This is a genomic window from uncultured Acidovorax sp., assembly GCF_964021665.1.
Classification (GTDB): domain Bacteria; phylum Pseudomonadota; class Gammaproteobacteria; order Burkholderiales; family Burkholderiaceae_C; genus Acidovorax; species Acidovorax temperans.
In genome coordinates, this window is the sequence record NZ_CAXIAK010000066.1 from 1 (window position 1) to 19,454 (window position 19,454).

General features: G+C 63.6%; 15 protein-coding genes and 1 pseudogene. 13 read left to right on the forward strand and 3 right to left on the reverse strand.

What is annotated here, in order from left to right; translation table 11 throughout:
• The first annotated feature begins 120 nt into the window (after positions 1 to 120).
• The gene (locus AADJ04_RS13210) at positions 121 to 2,466 is read left to right on the forward strand and encodes an EAL domain-containing protein (RefSeq protein ID WP_341239881.1); all 2,346 of its coding nucleotides are present in this window, start codon (positions 121 to 123) and stop codon (positions 2,464 to 2,466) included.
• Between the two features lie 60 nt (positions 2,467 to 2,526).
• On the opposite strand, the gene ppc is transcribed toward AADJ04_RS13210, so the two are convergent.
• Entirely contained in the window at positions 2,527 to 5,316 is a 2,790-nt protein-coding gene (gene ppc / locus AADJ04_RS13215) for a phosphoenolpyruvate carboxylase (protein ID WP_341239882.1), read from the reverse strand.
• 138 nt (positions 5,317 to 5,454) lie between these two features.
• Between ppc and hemC the strand changes: the two genes are divergently transcribed.
• The 8 genes from hemC (at position 5,455) to AADJ04_RS13255 (ending at position 12,624) form a co-directional block, all read left to right on the forward strand.
• On the forward strand, positions 5,455 to 6,399 hold the full coding sequence (gene hemC, locus AADJ04_RS13220; RefSeq protein WP_341239883.1) for a hydroxymethylbilane synthase: 945 nt from the start codon (positions 5,455 to 5,457) through the stop codon (positions 6,397 to 6,399).
• A gap of 17 nt (positions 6,400 to 6,416) precedes the next feature.
• Positions 6,417 to 7,226: a uroporphyrinogen-III synthase gene (locus AADJ04_RS13225; RefSeq protein ID WP_341239884.1), complete on the forward strand. Its 810-nt coding sequence runs from the start codon at positions 6,417 to 6,419 to the stop codon at positions 7,224 to 7,226.
• A complete protein-coding gene (locus tag AADJ04_RS13230; protein ID WP_341239885.1) occupies positions 7,223 to 8,335 on the forward strand; it encodes a uroporphyrinogen-III C-methyltransferase in 1,113 nt (370 codons plus the stop codon). Before AADJ04_RS13225 ends, AADJ04_RS13230 begins: the two co-directional genes overlap by 4 nt.
• Before the next feature lie 14 nt (positions 8,336 to 8,349).
• On the forward strand, positions 8,350 to 9,630 hold the full coding sequence (locus AADJ04_RS13235; protein ID WP_341239886.1) for a heme biosynthesis HemY N-terminal domain-containing protein: 1,281 nt from the start codon (positions 8,350 to 8,352) through the stop codon (positions 9,628 to 9,630).
• A gap of 344 nt (positions 9,631 to 9,974) precedes the next feature.
• Positions 9,975 to 10,550, forward strand: a complete 576-nt coding sequence (locus AADJ04_RS13240) for a cytochrome b (protein WP_341239887.1) — start codon at positions 9,975 to 9,977, stop codon at positions 10,548 to 10,550.
• Positions 10,551 to 10,639: 89 nt separating this feature from the next.
• Entirely contained in the window at positions 10,640 to 11,209 is a 570-nt protein-coding gene (locus AADJ04_RS13245; RefSeq protein WP_341239888.1) for a YceI family protein, read from the forward strand.
• Between the two features lie 77 nt (positions 11,210 to 11,286).
• Positions 11,287 to 11,862: a YceI family protein gene (locus AADJ04_RS13250; RefSeq protein ID WP_066783672.1), complete on the forward strand. Its 576-nt coding sequence runs from the start codon at positions 11,287 to 11,289 to the stop codon at positions 11,860 to 11,862.
• A gap of 138 nt (positions 11,863 to 12,000) precedes the next feature.
• Complete coding sequence (locus AADJ04_RS13255) at positions 12,001 to 12,624, forward strand: VOC family protein (RefSeq protein WP_341239889.1); 624 nt, start codon at positions 12,001 to 12,003, stop codon at positions 12,622 to 12,624.
• Between the two features lie 159 nt (positions 12,625 to 12,783).
• Here the strand turns inward: AADJ04_RS13255 and AADJ04_RS13260 are convergent, their stop codons facing one another.
• The gene (locus tag AADJ04_RS13260; protein WP_341239890.1) at positions 12,784 to 13,665 is read right to left on the reverse strand and encodes a DUF6279 family lipoprotein; all 882 of its coding nucleotides are present in this window, start codon (positions 13,663 to 13,665) and stop codon (positions 12,784 to 12,786) included.
• A 149-nt stretch (positions 13,666 to 13,814) separates the two neighbouring features.
• Positions 13,815 to 14,774: a LysR substrate-binding domain-containing protein gene (locus tag AADJ04_RS13265; protein ID WP_341239891.1), complete on the reverse strand. Its 960-nt coding sequence runs from the start codon at positions 14,772 to 14,774 to the stop codon at positions 13,815 to 13,817.
• 182 nt (positions 14,775 to 14,956) lie between these two features.
• On the opposite strand from AADJ04_RS13265, the gene AADJ04_RS13270 reads away from it, so the two are divergent.
• The 4 genes and pseudogenes from AADJ04_RS13270 to AADJ04_RS13285 all read left to right on the forward strand — a co-directional run.
• Positions 14,957 to 16,153 (forward strand): acyl-CoA dehydrogenase, encoded by a 1,197-nt coding sequence (locus AADJ04_RS13270; protein WP_142084871.1) that lies wholly within the window; start codon positions 14,957 to 14,959, stop codon positions 16,151 to 16,153.
• Positions 16,154 to 16,222: 69 nt separating this feature from the next.
• Positions 16,223 to 17,482, forward strand: coding sequence for a CaiB/BaiF CoA-transferase family protein (locus AADJ04_RS13275; RefSeq protein ID WP_341239892.1), 1,260 nt, complete (start codon positions 16,223 to 16,225; stop codon positions 17,480 to 17,482).
• Positions 17,483 to 17,579: 97 nt separating this feature from the next.
• Positions 17,580 to 18,548, forward strand: coding sequence for a tripartite tricarboxylate transporter substrate binding protein BugE (locus AADJ04_RS13280; RefSeq protein ID WP_288486904.1), 969 nt, complete (start codon positions 17,580 to 17,582; stop codon positions 18,546 to 18,548).
• Between the two features lie 279 nt (positions 18,549 to 18,827).
• Positions 18,828 to 19,454, forward strand: a pseudogene (locus AADJ04_RS13285) (methyl-accepting chemotaxis protein); the annotation flags it as partial.

A 19,454-nucleotide genomic window follows, 5' to 3' on the forward strand; every position in this document is an offset into this window, starting at 1 on the left:
GTCTGTCAGTACCCATCGAATGCTCATGCGCCTATTGCATCACATCCATTCACGCATCTCAGAATGATTCTCAACAGACCCTAGCCACAATTTTGTTACGATATGCTAAAAATCGCAACAATGCTAAATTCACTCATCTCCGAAGTGCGCCTGCTGCGCAGCGGCATCCGAACCATGTACGGAGACCCCGGGGCGGCGGCAGGGCGCATTCGCCATGAACACCTCAGTGCCGTCCTGCGACTGACCCCCATGGCCATGGCAGCGAACATGGGCAATGCTTCACTCATTTTGTGGAGCTTCAAAGACAACCTGACCCCAGGGCTCTTCAGCTGGTGGGCGGTGATGATGACGCTTGCCAGCCTGTCGTTGCTCAGCTGGTTTCGGTTTCGGAATCGCTGCTCCACCCAGGTGTCCTGCCGCGCTATCCGCCGCTCTACCCTGCACGCTGGCGTGCTGGCGCTGGCCTGGGGTTGTCTTCCCGTGGTGTGGTTCGCCGATGCAGGGCACAGCCAGCAGGTGGCGATTACCGCCCTGTTCACCGGGATGATGGGGGCTGGCGCCTTTGTGTTGGGCGCCCTGCCGCTGGCGAGCATGGCGTATGTGGCAGTGTTCGCAGCGTCGGCCTTGTGGGCACTGGCACGCGCAGGAGAACCGCAGTTCATCGCTTTTGCCCTTCTGGTGCTGCTGTATGCGTTCATGGTGCTGGTCGGCGGCATTTCGTACTGGCGCAAGGCCACCGCGCTGATCCTGGCCAGAAACGAGGCCGTCCGGCACGAACAAATGCTGGCGGTGGTGCTGCAGGACTTCGAACAACGTGCAACCGACGCCCTGTGGGAAATCGACACCGAGGGTCGCTTGCAGCAGCCCTCTGCGCGCTTGGCCAAGCTGCTGCACACCGCACCGGACACGCTCCGGGGCCTCTCGCTGGTGCCTTGGCTGGAGCAACATACGTTGAGTGGCAGCGGCGACCTGGCCCAGGCGCTGGCCAAAGGCGTGCCATTCCATAACGTGGCTGTGGTGATTGAACAGGGTGGCCAGCAGTGCCATCTGGCGCTCCAAGGCAAGCCGTTGTTCGATGAACTGGGGCAGCACTCGGGCTGGCGGGGTGTGGTGTCAGACCGTACCGCCATTGAACAAGCGCAGCAGTTGCTGCAAAGGCAAGCCCACACCGACTCGCTCACTCAACTGGCCAACCGGCTTTCGTTGCATGCCGCCATCGAGCAGCAACTGCGCGTGAAACCACATTCAGGCGCATTGCTACTGCTGGATCTGGACCATTTCAAAACCATCAATGACAGCCTGGGGCACTCCGTAGGCGACACGCTGCTCACCTGCGTGGCTGAGCGTTTGCTGCAACATGCACCGCCACACAGCCTGGTGGCCCGGCTCGGCGGGGATGAGTTCGCCATATTGCTGCACCACAACGACACGGGGGCAGACACCACCGAAGCGCAAGCACTGGCCTCACGGCTGGTGACGGCACTCTCACGCCCCTACCAGATCAAAGAGCGGCGATTGCGAGTGGGCGCCAGCGTAGGCATTGCGCTGATAGACGGTGAAGTCACCCATGTGGACGAATTGCTGGTGCGGGCCGACATTGCGCTGTATGACGCCAAGGCCCATGGCCGGGGGCGCGCTGCCGAATACACCCATGCATTGCGAGAACGCACCCGCCGGCGGGCAGAGGTGGAAGAAGGCTTGCGCCAGGCTGTCCGCCGCGACGAACTCAGCCTGCATTGGCAGCCCAAGGTGGATCTCTCCACCTGGAAAATCACCGGCACCGAAGCCTTGCTGCGTTGGGAAAGCCCGCAGTTGGGCAAAGTGAGCCCTGGCGAGTTCATCCCAGTGGCTGAGCAAGAAGGCATGATGGATCTGATTGGCCTGTGGGCGCTGCGCCACGCGTGCGAATGCGGGCAAAACCAGCTCAAAGGCGTGCGCGTGGCCGTGAATGTCTCGCCCGTGCAGCTGGCCGACCCCGAATTTGTATCGCTTGTGCAATCGGTGCTGGAATCCACAGGCCTGCCTGCTGACCGGCTGGAACTGGAAATCACGGAATCGGTGTTCATCGAAGACACCGAAGCCGCGCTCAAGCAACTGCATGCATTGCACGCCCTGGGCATTCACGTGGCGCTGGACGACTTCGGCACCGGCTATTCATCGCTGAGCTACCTGTGCCGCTTCCCCTTCAGCACCCTCAAGATCGATCGCAGCTTTGTGCAGGAAGCCATGGAGCGCCCTGAGGCGCTGGCCGTGGTGCAGCACATTGCGCAGCTGGCACGGTCCCTGAAAATGCGCACCGTGTGTGAAGGCGTAGAAACCCCTGAGCAACTGGCCATGGTGATTGGCGCGGGCATTGACGAAGCGCAGGGCTACCTGCTGTCTGCCCCCAAGCCACTGGAGTTTTTCAACTCGTTCACCGAGGACTGGAACACGCAGCAGGCACCGCTGGAATATCTGCCGGAATAAAGGATCCAGCGAGGCTTGCAGCCAACCTCGCCTGTTCTTCTCTGCAGGTGCTGCGCGCAATCAACCCGTGTTGCGCAAGCCGGCAGCAATCCCGTTGATGGAGATGTGGATACCTGTCTGCACCCGCTCGTCGCCCTGCCCCGCGCGCCAGCGGCGCACCAGTTCGACCTGCAGATGGTGCAGCGGGTCGATGTACGGGAAACGGTGCTTGATGGACCGCGCCAGGGCCGCGTTGTGCGCCAGGCGCTGCTTGTCGCCAGTGATGCGGGTGAGCGCATCGGCCGTGCGGTGCCACTCAGCCTCGATGGCGGTGAACACCTTCTTGCGCAGGCGGGCGTCGGTCACCAACTCGCTGTAGCGGGAGGCCAGAGCCAGATCGCTCTTGGCCAGCACCATGTCCATGTTGGACAGCAGCGTGCGGAAGAACGGCCACTGCCGGTACATGCGCTGCAGCAGGGCCAACTGGGTCTTGGGGTCTTTGCCCTCGGCATTCACAAAGGCTTCGACGGCAGAACCAAAGCCAAACCACCCCGGCAACGTAAGACGGCACTGCCCCCAGCTGAAGCCCCACGGAATGGCACGCAAGTCCTCGATCTTCTGGCTGGCCTTGCGCGATGCGGGGCGCGATCCAATATTCAGCTCGGCGATCTCGCGGATGGGCGTGGAGTTGAAGAAGTACTCGGTAAAGCCCGAGGTCTCGTACACCAGCGCGCGGTAGCTGGCCATGCTGGCCAGCGAGAGCTGCGCAGCAGCATCCAGAAACGCCTTGGTGGCAGGCTTGGTGGGCTGCAGCAAGGTGGCTTCGAGCGTGGCGGCAACCAAGGTTTCGAGGTTGCGGCGGCCGATTTCGGGGTTGGCGTATTTCGACGCGATGACTTCGCCCTGCTCCGTCAGGCGAATCTGCCCGCGCACCGTACCAGGCGGCTGCGCCAGGATGGCCTGGTAGCTGGGACCACCGCCCCGGCCCACCGTGCCGCCCCGGCCGTGGAACATGCGCAGCTGGATGCCGTGGCTGGTGGCAAGTTCGTCGAAGAGTTCGACGAGGGCAATCTCGGCGCGGTACAGCTCCCAGTTGCTGGTGAAGATGCCGCCATCCTTGTTGCTGTCGCTATAGCCCAGCATGATGTCCTGCTCACCACCACTGCGCTGCACCAATGCTGCCACGCCGGGCAGCGCATAGAACTCGCGCATGATGGGCGCGGCGTTGCGCAGGTCTTCGATGGTTTCGAACAACGGTACCACGATGAGGTGGTTCTTCGATTCGGCATCGAGCGTGCCGTTCATCAAGCCCACTTCCTTTTGCAGCAGCAGCACTTCGAGCAGATCGCTCACCGTTTCGGTGTGGCTGATGATGTAGTGGCGAATGGCTTCGTGGCCAAACCGCTCACGCATCACCCGGGCGGTTTCAAAAATGGCAAGCTCGCCCTGGGTGTGGGCCGAATACTCGGCGCACACCACGCGCAGCGGGCGTGCGTCATTCAGCAGCTTGATCAGCAGCGCGCGCTTGGCGGCCTCTTGCAGGCCCGCGTAGTTCGGCTCGATGCGCGCCTTGGCCAGCAATTCGGCCACCACCTCTTCGTGCTTGTCAGAGCTTTGGCGCAGGTCCACCGTGGCCAGGTGGAAGCCAAACACCTGCACGGCGCGGATCAACGGGTGCAGACGCTCTTGCGCCAGCGCTTCGCCATGGTGTGACTTGAGTGATGTCTCGATCACACGCAGATCGGCCAGAAACTCCTCTGCGCTGGCGTAGGCATTCTGGGGCGCAACGGCATGGCGCGCGGCCTCACCGCCCGTCAGGTCTTTGAGCGATGCCGCCAGGCGGGCGTAAATGCCGGTGAGGGCGCGACGATAAGGCTCATCCACACGATGCTCGCTGGTGTCGGGCGAGCGCTGAGCCAGGGCTTCCATCTCGGGCGACACCCGCACCAGGCGCGCAGACAAAGACAGTTCTCCGCCCAGGTAGTGCACCTCGGTCAGGTAGTGGCGCAGCGCCACGTCAGACTGTCGGCTCAGTGCGTATTGCAGCGTTTGCGCAGTGACGTTGGGGTTGCCGTCGCGGTCGCCGCCAATCCACTGGCCCATGCGCAGAAAGCTGTGCACGGGGTATTGGCCCAGTTCGGCTTCCAGGTCGGCGTAGATCTTCGGAATCTCGCGCAGGAAGGTGGCTTCGTAATACGACAGCGCATTCTCGATCTCATCGGCCACGGTGAGCTTGCTGTAACGCAGCAGGCGCGTTTGCCACAGCTGCGCCACGCGGGCACGCAGCAAGGCTTCGTTGGCGGCCAGTTCGCGAGGGGTGAGCGCGTCCTTGGCGCTGTTGTACAGCTGCGCGCGCACCTGGATGTCATCGCGCACGGCCAGCAGTTGGGCAATGTCGCGCTCGGCGTCCAGAATGCTCTTGCGCTGCACTTCGGTGGGGTGGGCGGTGAGCACGGGGGCCACATAGCTGCCGGCGAGCGTCTGCGAAATCGTCTTGGGCGCAATGCCGGCCCAGCGCAGGCGTGACAGGGCTACCTCGATGCTGCCTTCTTGCGTATCGCCCGCACGCTCGTGCACGGCGCGGCGGCGGATGTGGTGGCGGTCTTCCGCCAGGTTGGCCAGGTGACTGAAGTAGGTGAAAGCGCGGATCACGCTCACCGTCTGGTCGCCCGAGAGGGACTTGAGCAGCTTCTTGAGCGCGCGGTCGGCCTCCTGGTCGGCATCGCGGCGGAAAGCCACAGACAGCTTGCGCACCTGCTCGACCAGTTCGTAGGCTTCCACACCCTCTTGCTCACGGATCACGTCGCCCAAAATACGCCCCAGCAGGCGGATATCGTCAATCAGGGGCTGGTCCTTGTCGGATCGTTTCATGCGCGAGGGTCTCCAGAGATGGGAAAGAGGCGCCCGATCAGCGCCGCTACTGCAATAGACACGCGCCACATCAAGGTCACCGATGCGGGCGCATGCTAGCATCGCCCGCCGCAGAATGATTACAAACAGGTTACGAACTTGAGCCCCGTCCAATCCCCCCTTTCCATCGTCATCGCCACCCGCGAAAGCCGCCTTGCGCTGTGGCAGGCAGAGCATGTGCAGGCACTTTTGCGCGCAAGGGGCCACTCTGTGGAACTGCTGGGCATGACCACCAAGGGCGACCAGATTCTGGACCGCTCGCTATCCAAGGTGGGGGGCAAGGGGCTGTTCGTGAAAGAGCTGGAAGTGGCGCTGGAAGAAGGCCGCGCCCACATCGCCGTGCACTCGCTCAAAGATGTGCCGATGGAGCTTCCTGAAGGCTTCGCACTGGCCTGCGTGATGGAGCGCGAAGACCCCCGTGACGCATTCGTTTCGCCGCGCTACGCCAGCCTGGAAGCGCTGCCGCAAGGTGCGGTGGTGGGCACATCCAGCCTGCGCCGCCAGGTGCTGCTGCAAGCCCTGCGGCCTGACCTGAAGATTGAGCCCCTGCGCGGCAACCTCGACACCCGTTTGCGCAAGCTCGACGAAGGCCAGTACGACGCGATTGTTCTGGCCGCAGCGGGCCTCAAACGGCTGAAGATGGGCGAGCGCATCCGCGCCACATTCGCCCCCACCGCCATGCTGCCTGCCGCGGGCCAAGGGGCCCTGGGCATTGAAGTGCGCAGTGATCGCCAAGACTTGATCGACGCCCTTGCGCCGCTGGCCCACATGCCCACCTGGCTGACGGTGACGGCCGAGCGCGCGGTGAGCCGTGCCATGGGTGGCAGCTGCTCTATGCCATTGGCCGCCCACGGCACCCTGACCGGCACCACCCTGCAGCTCGATGCCGCATGGGGCGACACGGAAGGCAAACTCCCCTTGGTGCGCGCCAGCGCCAGTGCTACCGTCACCACGCTGGCCCAGGCGGATGCGTTGGGGCTTGCCATTGCACAGCAACTGCGCGATGGCGGTGCCGTCGGTGCAACGCCTGCCACCGCGGGCTGAATCACCCGGGCGGCGCCTTGCATCCCCCGCAAGTCATCGTGACCCGGCCAGCGCGTGAAGCCGCGCACTGGGTGGGCCAGTTGACCCAACGTGGCATTGCTGCGGTAGCGTTGCCCTTGATCCACGTGGGCCCCGCCTCTGATCCCACGCTGCAACAGGCCCTGCAGCAAGCATGCAGCCGTTTGGACAGCTACCGCGCTGCCATGTTTGTCAGCGGCAATGCGGCCTTGTATTTTCTTGAATCATTTCATGCTCTAGCGCCCATCCATAAAGCGCCAGCAGCTATCAAAACAAGAGCATGGTCACCCGGTCCAGGCACAGCGCGCGTGTTGCAAGAGGCTGGCTGGCCCGCCCCCCTGATTGATGGGCCCGCAGCCCACGCACCGCAGTTCGACTCCGAAGCGCTGTGGGAGCAAGTCCACACCCAGGTTCGCCCGGGGGATCGCATCCTGATCGTGCGCGGCCGCTCTGCCGGCGTGCACGAAACCCAGGGTTCCGGTCGCGACTGGCTGGCCCGCCAGATCGAAGCCGCCGGGGGGCATGTGGATTTCGTGGTGGCTTACGAGCGTGGCGCCCCGCAGCTGTCGGCGGATGATTTGGCCCTCGCCCGCCAGGCATCCCACAACGGATCCCTGTGGCTGCTCAGCAGCTCCGAAGCCGTCGCCCATCTGGTAGAAGCGTTGCCGCAGCACCACTGGCACACCGCCCGCGCACTGGCCACCCACCCCCGTATTGCGCAGGCAGCCCACGACGCCGGCTTTGGCGAGGTGCGGGAATGCCGTCCAGCGCTTGCGGACGTGGTGGCCTCGATAGAATCGGGCGCATGAGCTCTGCGCCACCCAACGATCTTCCACAGCCCCCTGCTGCCGCCATTGCACCGCCCCCCGCTGAGGCAGTGATAGCACCGGCCGCCGCCCCTGGGCGCGCCACGGGCGTGGGCATCACCCACTTGTTGCTGGGCGTGGTGGCGGCAGCGGCACTCGCCAGCAGCGTCATGCTGTGGCAAAAGCTCACCGGCATCCAGGAACAGCTGGCGCGGCAGTCGGCAGACTCGGGGGCGCTGGCGATTGAGGCGCGCACCATCGCCCGACAGGCGGAAGATCAAGTCCGAGAAATGTCTGCCCGGCTTTCGGTGGCAGAAGCCCGCGTGAGCGAAGTGGCGCTGCAGCGCAGCCAGCTTGAAGAGCTGATGCAAAGCCTGTCGCGCTCACGCGACGAAAACCTGGTGGTGGACATTGAATCAGCCATCAGGCTGGCGCAGCAACAGGCCCAGCTCACTGGCAGCCTCGATCCACTGGTTGCAGCACTGAAGTCGGCCAACCAGCGCATCGAGCGCGCCGCCCAGCCGCGCCTGGCGCCCCTGCAAAGGGCCATCGGCCGCGATCTGGACCGGCTGACCCGCGCTGCCGTGACGGACACCGCCGGCCTGCTGGGTCGGCTGGACGAGCTGGTACGCCAGGTGGATGACCTGCCAGCGCTCAACGCCGTGGCGCAGGCAGCAGCCACGCGGCGCCTGTCAGCACCCGCCGCAACCAGCACCGCCGCTGACCTGGCCAACCTGCCCTGGTGGCAAGCCACCCTGCAGCGCAGCTGGGAAGTGGTGCGCGACGAAGCCCGCGGGCTGGTGCGCGTCAGCCGCATTGATCAGCCAGAAGCCATCTTGCTGGCCCCTGACCAGACCTTCTTCCTGCGCGAAAACCTCAAGCTCAAGCTGCTCAATGCCCGCCTGGGCGTGCTCGCACGGCAATACGACTCAGCCCGTGCCGACCTGACGGCCGCCACCGCAGCGCTGAACAAGTACTTTGACCCCGCCTCGCGCCGCACCCAGAACGCAGCCACCATGCTGCAGCAAGCCCAGCAGCACATGAAAGGCGCTGAACTACCACGGCTGGACGAAACCCTCTCTGCGCTGGCTACTGCCGCCGCAGGCCGCTAAAGAGGGCTCCCAACATGCGCGCAGCTCTCTGGCTCTTGGCATTGTTTGGCGTGGCCGTGGCTGCTGCGCTGTTTGCGGGCAACAACCAGGGCACCGTCACCCTGTACTGGCCGCCCTACCGCGTAGACCTGTCACTCAATCTGGTCGTGCTGCTGCTGGTGGGTGGGTTCACCACGCTGTATGCGGCCCTGCGGGCCCTGGCAGCCCTGCTGGCACTGCCCCACCAGGCCCGCCGCTGGCGCGTGCAGCAAAAGGAACGCGCCATGCACCACGCGCTGCTGGACGCGCTGACGCACATGCTGGCCGGGCGCTTCCTGCGCTCTCGCAAGTCGGCACTGGCTGCGCTGGCGCAAGAAGGTGCATTGCAGTCCGCTGGCGAGCCGGTGCCCCATGGCAAGCAACTGCGCGCGTTGGCGCATCTGATTGCGGCCGAATCCTCGCATGCCCTGCAAGACCGGGCCACGCGCGAAAGCCACCTCCACAATGCCCTGGAGGAGGCCCCCGCCAAGGGCAACGGGCAAGACCAGGAACTGCGAGAGGGCGCCCAGATTCGCGCCGCCCGCTGGAGCCTGGACGACCGGGATCCCAACGCAACCCTGGAACGCCTCGCTGCGTTGCCGCAGGGGGCGGCCCGTCGCACTCTGGCACTGCGCATTCGCCTCAAGGCCACACGCCAGGCACGGCAAACCCGTGAAGCGCTGGACACCGCCCGTTTGCTGGGCAAGCACCGCGCGTTCTCGGCAGGTGCTGCGCAAAGCATCGTGCGCGGACTGGCCATTGAACTCATCCAGTCGGCGCACGACCCCGCGCAGCTGGTGCAGATCTGGGCATCGCTGGAAAACTCTGAGCGCAACATGCCCGAACTGGCGGTGCAAGCCGCCCAGCGCCTGGCCCATCTGGGTGGCGATCCGGCCCAGGTGCGAGCCTGGCTCCTGCCCGTGTGGGAGCGCATGGTAGAGCTGCCCGATGGCCTGCCCGAAGGCCTGGCGCTGAAGCTCATCCATTGCCTAGAAGACGGGTTGTCCACCATCGACGCCGGCTGGCTGGCGCGCATTGAAGCAGCGCAACAGGCCAACCCTCGCGATGCACGGTTGCAGTATCTGGCAGGCATGGCCTGCCTGAAGCGGCAGCTTTGGGGCAAGGCGCAGCAATTGCTGACGCAAGCAGCATCCCAACTGACCGACAAATCCCTGCGCGCCAGCGCCTGGCGCAACTTGGCCGAGCTGGCAGAACAGCGGGGCGACAGCGAAGCCGCTGCCCGCGCCTGGAAATCTGCCGCGCAGCAGCAACGCTGAGTTCGGAGGGCTGCAACAGCCCTCACACCCCTTCTCCCTGCCTTTCTCAGCCAGCACAGGTACGGCCAAGGTCTGCCGTACCGCCATGGCCCCCTTTGCCCTAGCCCCCTTGTAGATCCTTGGTGTTGACCACCAGGGAAAGCCACGTTTTGCGTGCAATGCGCCATCTCAAACGTTGGGGAACTTTGAGCGCAAAGGCTGTATCAATTCAGTTTTTTTGAACCAAGGCAACAATTCGCCTGAAACCGACACGGGCCGCCGCTTCCTAAACTGCAGGTATTGCAGCGATGGCACTGGCTCCCAAGCCAGCCCTTCTGCCCCCTTACTTTCGACCAATACACCCCATGTCATCGCTCTCTTACGAAACGGGCTCCAGGCCCCTGCGGTACTCAGGCACCGCCATGCTGCTGCACTGGGTGCTGGCCATCGCACTGATCGCGATTTTTGGCCTGGGCCTTTACATGACCGGGCTTCCCTTCTCGCCCCAGCGGCTCAAGCTCTACAACTGGCACAAATGGGCGGGCGTGACGATTTTGGCGCTGTCCCTGCTGCGACTGGTGTGGCGCATCACCCACCGGCCACCGGCCTTGCCACTCGCCATGGAACGCGCCATGCCCGTGTGGCAAAAGGCGGCGCACCACGCCACGCACCACCTGCTGTATGTGCTGTTTTTCGCAGTGCCGTTGATTGGCTGGGCTTACAGCTCGGCAGCAGGCTTCCCCATCGTGTTCCTGGGCGTGTGGCAATTGCCCGACTTTGTGCCCGTGAGCAAGGAATTGGCCGAGGCGATCAAGCCCTGGCACGAGCTATCTGCCTATGCCATGGCAGGCCTGGTGGTAGTGCATGTGGCCGCAGCGCTCAAGCACCAGCTCATTGATCGCGACGGCTTGCTGCAACGCATGCTGCCCGGCAAGCGCTGAAACAACCGCTGAACCTGTTTGCACCGCAAAACCAGCACTCTCATCGCTGCCAACCTCGCTGGCAGGCCCCATATCTCTGAGGAGTTTTCATGAAATTCGCCAACATCGTTTCCGCACTGGCACTGGGCACCACGTTGCTCGCCCAACCCGCCATGGCCCAGCAGAAGCTGGACACCGCCAAGAGCGAAGTGCAGTTCACCGTACGCCAGATGGGTGTGCCCCTGGACGGGCACTTCAAGAAGTTCGATGCCCAAGTGGCCTTCGCCCCCGCCAAGCTGGCCACCAGCAAGATCACCTTCACGGTAGACACCGGCAGCGCCACCCTTGGCTCCAAGGAAACAGACGCCGAACTGCCCAAGGCAGTGTGGTTCAACGTGCCGAAGTTCCCCCAAGCCACGTTTGAATCCAGCGCCATCAAGGCCCTGGGCGGCGGCAAGTTTGAGGTGGCAGGCAAGCTCACCATCAAAGGCAATTCGGTCAATGTCGTGGCACCCGTCACGCTGACACAAGCCGGCCCCGTCACCACCGCCACGGGCTCCTTCCCCATCAAGCGCCTGGCTTTCAAGATTGGCGAGAACGAGTGGGCCGACACCTCGATGGTGGCCGATGACGTTCAAGTCAAGTTCAAGCTGGCATTGACGGGTGTGGGCAAGCTCTAAGCCCCACGCGCCCACCCGCTGCGTAATCGATTTCTACAACCGTTTCCTCAACCCTCTGATTTTCAGGAGTTTTTCCCATGCGCAAATCTCTCTTCGCACTGGCCGCCGTGGCAACCATGTTTGCAGGCGCTGCACAAGCCCAGTCGGCCAACTATGCCATCGACCCCACACACACCTTCGTGACCTTTGAAATCAGCCACTTTGGCGCATCGGTCAACCGCGCTCGCTTCGACAAGAAGGAAGGCACAGTGCAATTCGACCGTGCTGGCAAGACTGGCAAGGTGGAGATTTCTTTCGACGCCACTTCGGTCAACTCTGGCACGCCTGCATTCGACAAGCACCTGCAAAGCGCAGACCTGTTCAACGCAGCCGCCCACCCCACCATCAAGTTCGTTTCTGACAAGTTCGTCTTCAAGGGCGACAACGTGAGCGAAGTCACCGGCCAGCTGACCTTGCTGGGCAAGACAGCCCCCATCACCCTCAAGGCCAACCAGTTCGCGTGCTACCAAAGCCCCATGCTCAAGCGAGAAGTGTGCGGTGGCGACTTTGAAGCCACCATCGACCGCACCCAGTGGGGCATGAACTACGGCGTGGACTGGGGCTTCTCCAAGAACGTGCGCCTGGTCGTGCAAGTGGAAGCTGTGAAGCAGTAATTCCTGCCGCACCCGCAAAAAGCCACCGCAGTGCCTGCCACTGCGGTGGCTTTTTTTATGCCATTGAATCCAAGAAAGTTATTTTTAAGTAAATAAATTATGAATAGTAGAATTTGATCCACATTCAGGAGACGCCCCATGACCGCCCCCCACACCCCTGCGCCCACAGCCACATTGCCTGCGCCAGCCGCCATTCAGCAGTTGCACCACTACGCCTACAAAGCCAGGGATGCGGAGGAAACGCGCCATTTCTACGAAGACATCCTGGGCCTGCCGCTGTACCACATCATCCAGAGCGACTACGTTCCCAGCACGGGTGAGTACTGCCCTTACACCCACTTCTTCTTCCGCCTGCAAGACGGCTCTTTCATCGCCTTCTTTGACCTGGGCGATGACGTCAAGCCCGAGCCCTCGCCCAACACCCCCTTGTGGGTCAACCACATCGCCTTTCGCGTGAACACCGTGCAGGAGCTGGAAGACACCAAGGCCCGCCTGCAAGCCCACGGCGTGGAAGTACTGGGGGTGACCGACCACCACATCTTCAAGAGCATTTATTTCTTCGACCCCAACGGCATCCGCCTGGAACTGGCGGCACAAGTGGCCAACGAAGAACAGATGGCCAAAGACAGTACCGTGGCCCACACCCGACTCAAAGAGTGGACAGCACGCAAGGAGCAATGGCGCAAGGAACGCGCTGAAGGCAAGGTGGCTGCGCCTTTGAAGCCCCAGCAAAACGACCGGCCGGAGTTCGCACGGGGCTGATGTTCAAAAAGAGCCGCACAGGTGCGGCCGTTCGACTGATCAACGACAAAGGCTATTCCTTGCCCAACTGACCAGAGGCTCAGGTGCCGCACTTCTTGCCTGGCCGCAAGGCACGCCATTGTCAGTGCTGAAAAAACAGCCCTTCGCTGCCGCCAGAGTTCAACGCCCCGCCAGCACCCAAAAGTCCTGCTCATAGCCTTTCACAGACTGCACCGCCTTCATCCGCTGGCCAGGCGTCATCGCGCGGTGCACCAGGGCAAAACCGGCGCACCCTTCCTCCACCAGTTTTCGGGCGTAGCGCTGGTAAGCCGGGTCGGGTGAGGTGTTGAAACGCTCCATGTAGCCACGCAGCAGGCTTCGGTTGCGCTCTGTACTGGCTGGGTCAGAGGCAATCTGCCGCAGTACCTGGGCCAGATCCTTTTGCCGGCGCAGGCGTTCTGCGTAGCTGCGCTGGGGATCGAACGTTGACTGGGCAATAAAGCTGCGCAAAGCGGCTTTCTGCGACTCCTGCAGCGCACCATAAAAGCCTTCAGCCCGCGACAACAGCAACTTGAACCGATGCGCAGCCAGTTTGTCGGCAGGCACATCCAGCCACTCCCGCCGCCAGTCAGCATTGCTGTCTGCTTGTTGTTTTTCGAAGTTCCGAATCTGACTTTCGGTCAACTGCGATGCGAGCACCACAAGCCTGGGCTCCACCTGCGCGATGAGCTGGTCAATCTGCAAGCGCACGTCGGCATACACACGGCACGCTTGGTCAGCGGTGATGTCATCGGCCAGCCGCTGCTGCACCTGCTGCAGCAAGGCAGCGTGCTGCGGCAGCATCTGATCGCGGTGCCACTGGTGCAGGTCGCCCAGTTCGCTGCGCAAACGGTCTGCCTGGGCGTCGGTCAGGTTGAAATAGTTATTCAGCCGCCAATACACCAGCTGCGGCGCCTGGTTGTAGGCCAGCTTGACGGCGCTGCAGCCCTGCAGGAAAAGTACGCACGCCAGCAAGGCAAAGGCGCGCCATGCGGAATGAAAAGGAAACAACAGTGCACGCACGATGGCTCCTGGCGATAACAGCAATGGGGGCGTCAGGATAGGGGCAATGCGGTGCCGAAGTGTGCGGCAGGGGTAATGGGGCCGCTGGGTCTATCCCGGCCAAAAGATGCTGTGGCTATCCATACCTGTTCACCACCAATGGCTAGGAATCACCCGGCCCCACCCGCCTGTCCTGCGGCGCTGGTAGCCGTCTGGGCCATGGTCTGCAGCCACTGCGCAAACGTGGTCAGCACCGGTGGCTGGGCCTGTGCAGGGCTGATGAGGTAATACGCCCGCTCGCCACGCAGCGGGCGGTTGCAGGCCACCACCAGCTCGCCACTGGCAAGTTCTGCCTCGATCAGCAGCGGCGGCATCAACGCTACGCCCATGCCGTGTGTGGCGGCCACGGCCAGCATGGAGAACAGCTCATACCGCGGGCCATCCAAGGCGTGCGGAGCATCCACCCCCATCGCATCAAACCACTGGCGCCAGCCGTAGGGACGCGTGCTTTGCTGCAGCAGCGGCAACTCGGCCAGCGCCTCGGCGGCCACCGGCTGGTGCGCACGGCCCCGGCCCCGGGGCGCGGCGGATTCGAGCAGGCGTGGGCTGCACACCGGCACCACGTCTTCGTGCATCAGCAACTGCGCCTGCACACCGGGCCAGTGGGCCACCTGCTCGGGTGTGCCTGCGTAAAGGGCAGCATCGAAGGTGGTATCGGCAAACAGGAAAGGGCGCGTCTGCGTGTCGATGTGCACCACGATGTCGGGGTGCGCCTGCGCCAGTAGCGGCAGGCGGGGAATGAGCAAACGCGTAGCGAACGGGGGCACCGCCGCCAACGACAGCGCGCCGCCCTCACCCTGGTGGGCCATCACGTCCAGCGTGTCGCGCTCCAGCCCCTGCAGCCAGCGCGCCACCTGGCGGCCGTAGTGGGCCCCAGCGGGCGTCAGCACCACGCCGTGGCGTGTGCGGCGAAACAGTTGCACGCCCAAGAATTCTTCTAGCGCCTGGATCTGGCGCGACACCGCGCTCTGGGTCAAGAACAGCTCTTGCGCGGCACGGGTGTAGCTTTCATGCCGGGCGGCCACTTCAAAGCAGGCCAGGGCTTGGGTCGATGGAATGTTGCGGCGCATGATGATGAAAAGGAACTTGAGCAGCAGCGTTTTCCTCTGCTGCCAGCAGAATCAAGTATTCCATATATTCATGAAACGCATTTCTGGATGAAAAGAACTCGCTTGCGGCTCGGCCAAGCCAGGCCTACGATGCAATCCAGATTCTTTTGTTACCCCCCTCTTTTTGACCTGGAGACACGCACATGGCCCACGCCGCTTTTCAATGGGATGACCCGTTCCTCCTGAGCCAGCAACTGACCGAAGACGAGCGCGCCATCCGCGACGCAGCGGCGGCCTACTGCCAGGACAAGCTGGCCCCGCGCGTGCTGGACGCCTTCCGCCACGAAAAGATGGACGTGAGCATCTTCCGCGAGATGGGCGAAGTGGGCCTGCTGGGCCCCACCATCCCCGAGCAGTACGGCGGCCCCGGCCTGTCGTATGTGGCCTACGGCCTGATCGCGCGCGAAGTGGAGCGCGTGGACTCGGGCTACCGCTCCATGGCAAGCGTGCAGTCGTCGCTGGTGATGGTGCCCATTTATGAATTTGGCAGCGAAGCCCAGCGCCAGAAGTACCTGCCCAAGCTCGCCAGCGGCGAGTGGATTGGCTGCTTTGGCCTGACCGAACCCGACCACGGCTCCGACCCCGGCAGCATGGCCACCCGCGCCTACAAGGTGCCCGGCGGCTACAAGCTCAAGGGCAGCAAGATGTGGATCACCAACAGCCCCGTGGCCGACGTGTTCGTGGTCTGGGCCAAGGAAGTGTCCGAAGGCGGCGCCGTGGGCCCGATTCGTGGCTTTGTGCTCGAAAAGGGCATGAAGGGATTGAGCGCCCCCGCCATCCACGGCAAGGTGGGCCTGCGCGCCTCCATCACCGGCGAGATCGTGATGGACGACGTGTTCGTGCCCGAAGAAAACGCCTTCCCTGAAGTGCAGGGCCTGAAGGGCCCCTTCACCTGCCTGAACAGCGCGCGCTATGGCATCGCCTGGGGCGCCCTGGGTGCAGCCGAGTTCTGCTGGCACACCGCCCGCCAGTACACGCTGGACCGCAAGCAGTTTGGCCGACCCCTGGCTGCCAACCAGCTCATCCAGAAGAAGCTGGCCGACATGCAGACCGAGATTGCCATCGGCCTGCAGGCCTGCCTGCAGTTTGGCCGCATGAAGGACGCGGGCACGGCCAGCGTGGAAGGCACCTCCATCATCAAGCGCAACAGCTGCGGCAAGGCGCTGGACATTGCCCGCCTGGCACGCGACATGATGGGCGGCAACGGCATCAGCGACGAGTTTGGCGTGGCCCGCCACTTGGTGAATCTGGAAGTGGTGAACACGTATGAAGGCACGCACGATGTGCACGCGCTGATTCTGGGCCGCGCACAGACGGGTCTGGCGGCATTCGCCAACTGATATCGCTCATCTTTTGATAGCTGCTAGCGCTTTATCCATAAGCGCTAGTGGCATTTTTTATTCAAAACCATGAATTCCACCTCTGCAACGCCGGGCGCGCTGGCCGGTATCCGAGTCCTTGACCTGTCGCGCGTTCTGGCGGGCCCCTGGTGCACGCAAATGCTGGCAGACCTGGGTGCAGATGTGGTGAAGGTGGAGCGCCCAGGCCTGGGCGACGACACGCGCCAGTGGGGCCCTCCCTTTCTGAAGGATGCCCAGGGCAACGACACCCACCAGGCCAGCTATTTCGCCGCGTGCAATCGCAACAAGCGCTCGGTCACCATCGACATGGCCACTGCCGAGGGCCAGGCGCTCATCAAGCAGATGGCGCTGCAGGCGGACATCGTGGTGGAGAACTTCAAGGTCGGCGGCCTCAAGCAGTACGGGCTGGACCATGAAAGCCTGCGGGCGCTCAACCCACGGCTCATCTACTGCTCCGTCACCGGCTTTGGGCAAGACGGCCCCTACGCCGAACGCGCAGGCTACGACCTGATGGTGCAGGCCATGACAGGCCTGATGAGCATCACCGGCCACGCAGACAACGCCCCCGGCGGTGGCCCCATGCGCGTGGGTGTGGCCGTCATCGACCTGTTCACCGGCCTCTACGCCAGCAATGCCATCTTGGCGGCGCTGAATGTGCGCCACCACACGGGCCAGGGCCAGCACATCGACATGGCCCTGCTGGACGTGGGCATGGCCGTGCTGGCCAACCAGGCCGCTGGCTTTTTGGCCACAGGGCAGGCCCCCGGCCGCATGGGCAACAGCCACCCCAGCCTGGCGCCCTACCAGGACTTTCCCACGCAGGACGGCAACATGCTGCTGGCCATTGGCAACGACGGGCAGTTCCAGCGCTTTTGCGCGGCCGCCGGGCAACCCCAGTGGGCCAGCGACGAACGCTTTGCCACCAACACGCTGCGCGTGAAGCACCGTGCAGAGCTCATCCCCGCCATGGAGGCCGTGACCCGCACGCGCACCACGGCCGCATGGATTGCCCTGCTCGAAGACAAGGCCGTGCCCTGCGGCCCCATCAACACCATCGCCCAGGCGTTTGACGATGCGCAAGTCAAGGCACGCGGCCTGGCCGTATCGTTGCCGCGCTGGAAGGATGGCGAAGTGGGCGATGGCATCACGCACATCACCGGCGTGGCCAGCCCGCTGCGCCTGTCGGCCACACCGCCCGTGCTGCGCAATGCGCCACCCGCGCTGGGGCAGCACACCGATGAGGTGCTGCGCGAACTGGGGCTGGATGCCGAACGCATTGCAGCGCTGCGCGCGGCCAAGGCCATCTGACTTCCGGGCCAAAAACATTGGGTGCACAGGCACCCTCATGCGAGAAAGCTGCGCCAGCCTGTGCTGCGCGCACCCTATAACAAGGAGAGACAACCTCATGATTCGCCGCACCGCCCTCGCTCTGGGCATCATCGCCCTCGCAGCCAGCACAGCCCAGGCCCAAACCGCTTGGCCCAGCAAGCCCATCCGCCTGCTGGTTCCGTTTGCGGCAGGCGGCACCACCGACCTGATTGCCCGTGTGATTGCCGAGCCCCTGGGGCGCGAACTGGGCCAACCCGTGGTGGTGGAAAACCGCGGCGGTGGCGGCGGCAGCATTGGTGCCGCCGAAACCGCGCGCGCCGCTCCCGATGGCTACAACCTGGGCATGGCCACCGTCTCCACCACGGCCACCAACCCTGCCATCAACCCCAAGATTCCGTACAACGTCGCCACCGACTTCACACCCATCATCAACATTGCGGCCACGCCCAATGTGATTGCGGCCTACCCCAAGCTGCCCTTCCAGGATTACAAGGGCATGCTGGCTGCCGTGAAGCGCGAGCCAGGCAAGTACTCGTACGCCTCGCCCGGCAATGGCAGCATCACCCACCTGATGATGGAGATGTTCAAGCTGGGCACGCAGACCTTCATGGTGCACGTGCCTTACCGTGGCTCAGGCCCCGCACTGACCGACGCCGTGGCCGGCCAGGTGCCGCTGATTTTTGACAACCTGCCCTCGGCCCTGCCCTTCATCAAGGAAAAGCGCCTGGTGGCCCTGGTGGTGGCGGCACCGCAGCGCGTGCCAGCCCTGCCCGACGTTCCCACCTTCAAGGAAGTCGGCTTGGAGCAGGTGAACCGCATGGCCTACTACGGGCTGATTGGCCCCAAGGGCATGCCCAAGGACGTGGTGGACAAAGTGAACGCCGCCGTGCGCAAGGTGGTGCAAGACCCCGCCATTCGCAAACGCATCGAGGAAACCGGCTCCATCATCATGGCCGACACGCCTGAGGCCTTTGCCAAGCAGATGCGTGAAGAGCTGGCGGTCTACAAAGACGTGGTGGCAAAGCAAAATCTGACCATGGACTGATCTGCCGCGCCCCTGCGTTGGCCCTGCGAGCAAAGCAGGCCAACGCCTGAGCCCCACAAGCCCCCGTACCCCGGGGGCTTTTTCATGGGCGAGGCTGCCTGCCAAGGCCTGTGATCTTCACACAAACAATTCGTAACATGTGTAAAATGCGCTGCCCCGCATTGCGCAGTGCGGGGCACCGACAAAGCGCGGCATTTGCTCTTGGGTCATCCGGGTTGGCGTGAGGGATGGACGAGAGCAGATACGAAGAACAGGTCTGCTTTTTGTTTGGAGATTTCCATGAAGCTCAGTCTCAAGCTCCCCCTCGCCTTTCTGGCGGCGTTGCTGCTGTTGATGGGTGCGGCCCTGTTCGGCATACAGCAGCTGAACCAGGCACTTGCGGTGTACGAAACCTCCGTTGCGCAGAGCTACGCGCAAGAGCGCAAAGCCGCCACCATGTTGCAGGACTTCAAGGTGCAGGTGCAGGAGTGGAAAAACGTGCTGCTGCGCGGCAAGGACAGCGCCCAGCGCGAGCGTTACTGGGCCGCCTTCCAGAAACAAGAGCGCATCGTGGTGCAAGACGCCAGCCAGCTGCTGGCCGAATTGCCCCCAGGCCCCGCGCTGGACAAGGTGCGAGCCTTCAGCCAGGCGCACGAGCGCATGGGGGCCGCCTATCGCAAGGGTTACGAAGCCTTTCAGGCAGCAGACCACGACCCACAGGCCGGAGACAAGGCGGTGCAAGGCATGGACCGGGAGCCGTCGAAGCTGCTGGACGAAGCAGCAGAGCTGATCGCCAAGGCCAGTGCTGACACTGCAGGCAAAGCGGCCCAGCGCGCCAGCCAGGCCACCACGGTCAGCCTGATCGTGATGCTGGCGGTGTGCGCCGCCAGCGTGGTGGGGGCGCTGCTGTTCAGCCGGTCGGTGGTG

What these genes read in the sequence shown, in the direction of transcription:
- AADJ04_RS13265 (WP_341239891.1), bottom strand. Translation starts at nt 14,774, where the DNA reads ATGCGCCGCAACATTCCATCGACCCAAGCCCTGGCCTGCTTTGAAGTG.
- AADJ04_RS13280 (WP_288486904.1), top strand. Translation starts at nt 17,580, where the DNA reads ATGATTCGCCGCACCGCCCTCGCTCTGGGCATCATCGCCCTCGCAGCC.
- AADJ04_RS13230 (WP_341239885.1), top strand. Translation starts at nt 7,223, where the DNA reads ATGAGCTCTGCGCCACCCAACGATCTTCCACAGCCCCCTGCTGCCGCC.
- AADJ04_RS13210 (WP_341239881.1), top strand. Translation starts at nt 121, where the DNA reads ATGCTAAATTCACTCATCTCCGAAGTGCGCCTGCTGCGCAGCGGCATC.
- AADJ04_RS13240 (WP_341239887.1), top strand. Translation starts at nt 9,975, where the DNA reads ATGTCATCGCTCTCTTACGAAACGGGCTCCAGGCCCCTGCGGTACTCA.
- AADJ04_RS13270 (WP_142084871.1), top strand. Translation starts at nt 14,957, where the DNA reads ATGGCCCACGCCGCTTTTCAATGGGATGACCCGTTCCTCCTGAGCCAG.
- AADJ04_RS13275 (WP_341239892.1), top strand. Translation starts at nt 16,223, where the DNA reads ATGAATTCCACCTCTGCAACGCCGGGCGCGCTGGCCGGTATCCGAGTC.
- AADJ04_RS13245 (WP_341239888.1), top strand. Translation starts at nt 10,640, where the DNA reads ATGAAATTCGCCAACATCGTTTCCGCACTGGCACTGGGCACCACGTTG.
- AADJ04_RS13250 (WP_066783672.1), top strand. Translation starts at nt 11,287, where the DNA reads ATGCGCAAATCTCTCTTCGCACTGGCCGCCGTGGCAACCATGTTTGCA.
- AADJ04_RS13255 (WP_341239889.1), top strand. Translation starts at nt 12,001, where the DNA reads ATGACCGCCCCCCACACCCCTGCGCCCACAGCCACATTGCCTGCGCCA.
- ppc (WP_341239882.1), bottom strand. Translation starts at nt 5,316, where the DNA reads ATGAAACGATCCGACAAGGACCAGCCCCTGATTGACGATATCCGCCTG.
- AADJ04_RS13235 (WP_341239886.1), top strand. Translation starts at nt 8,350, where the DNA reads ATGCGCGCAGCTCTCTGGCTCTTGGCATTGTTTGGCGTGGCCGTGGCT.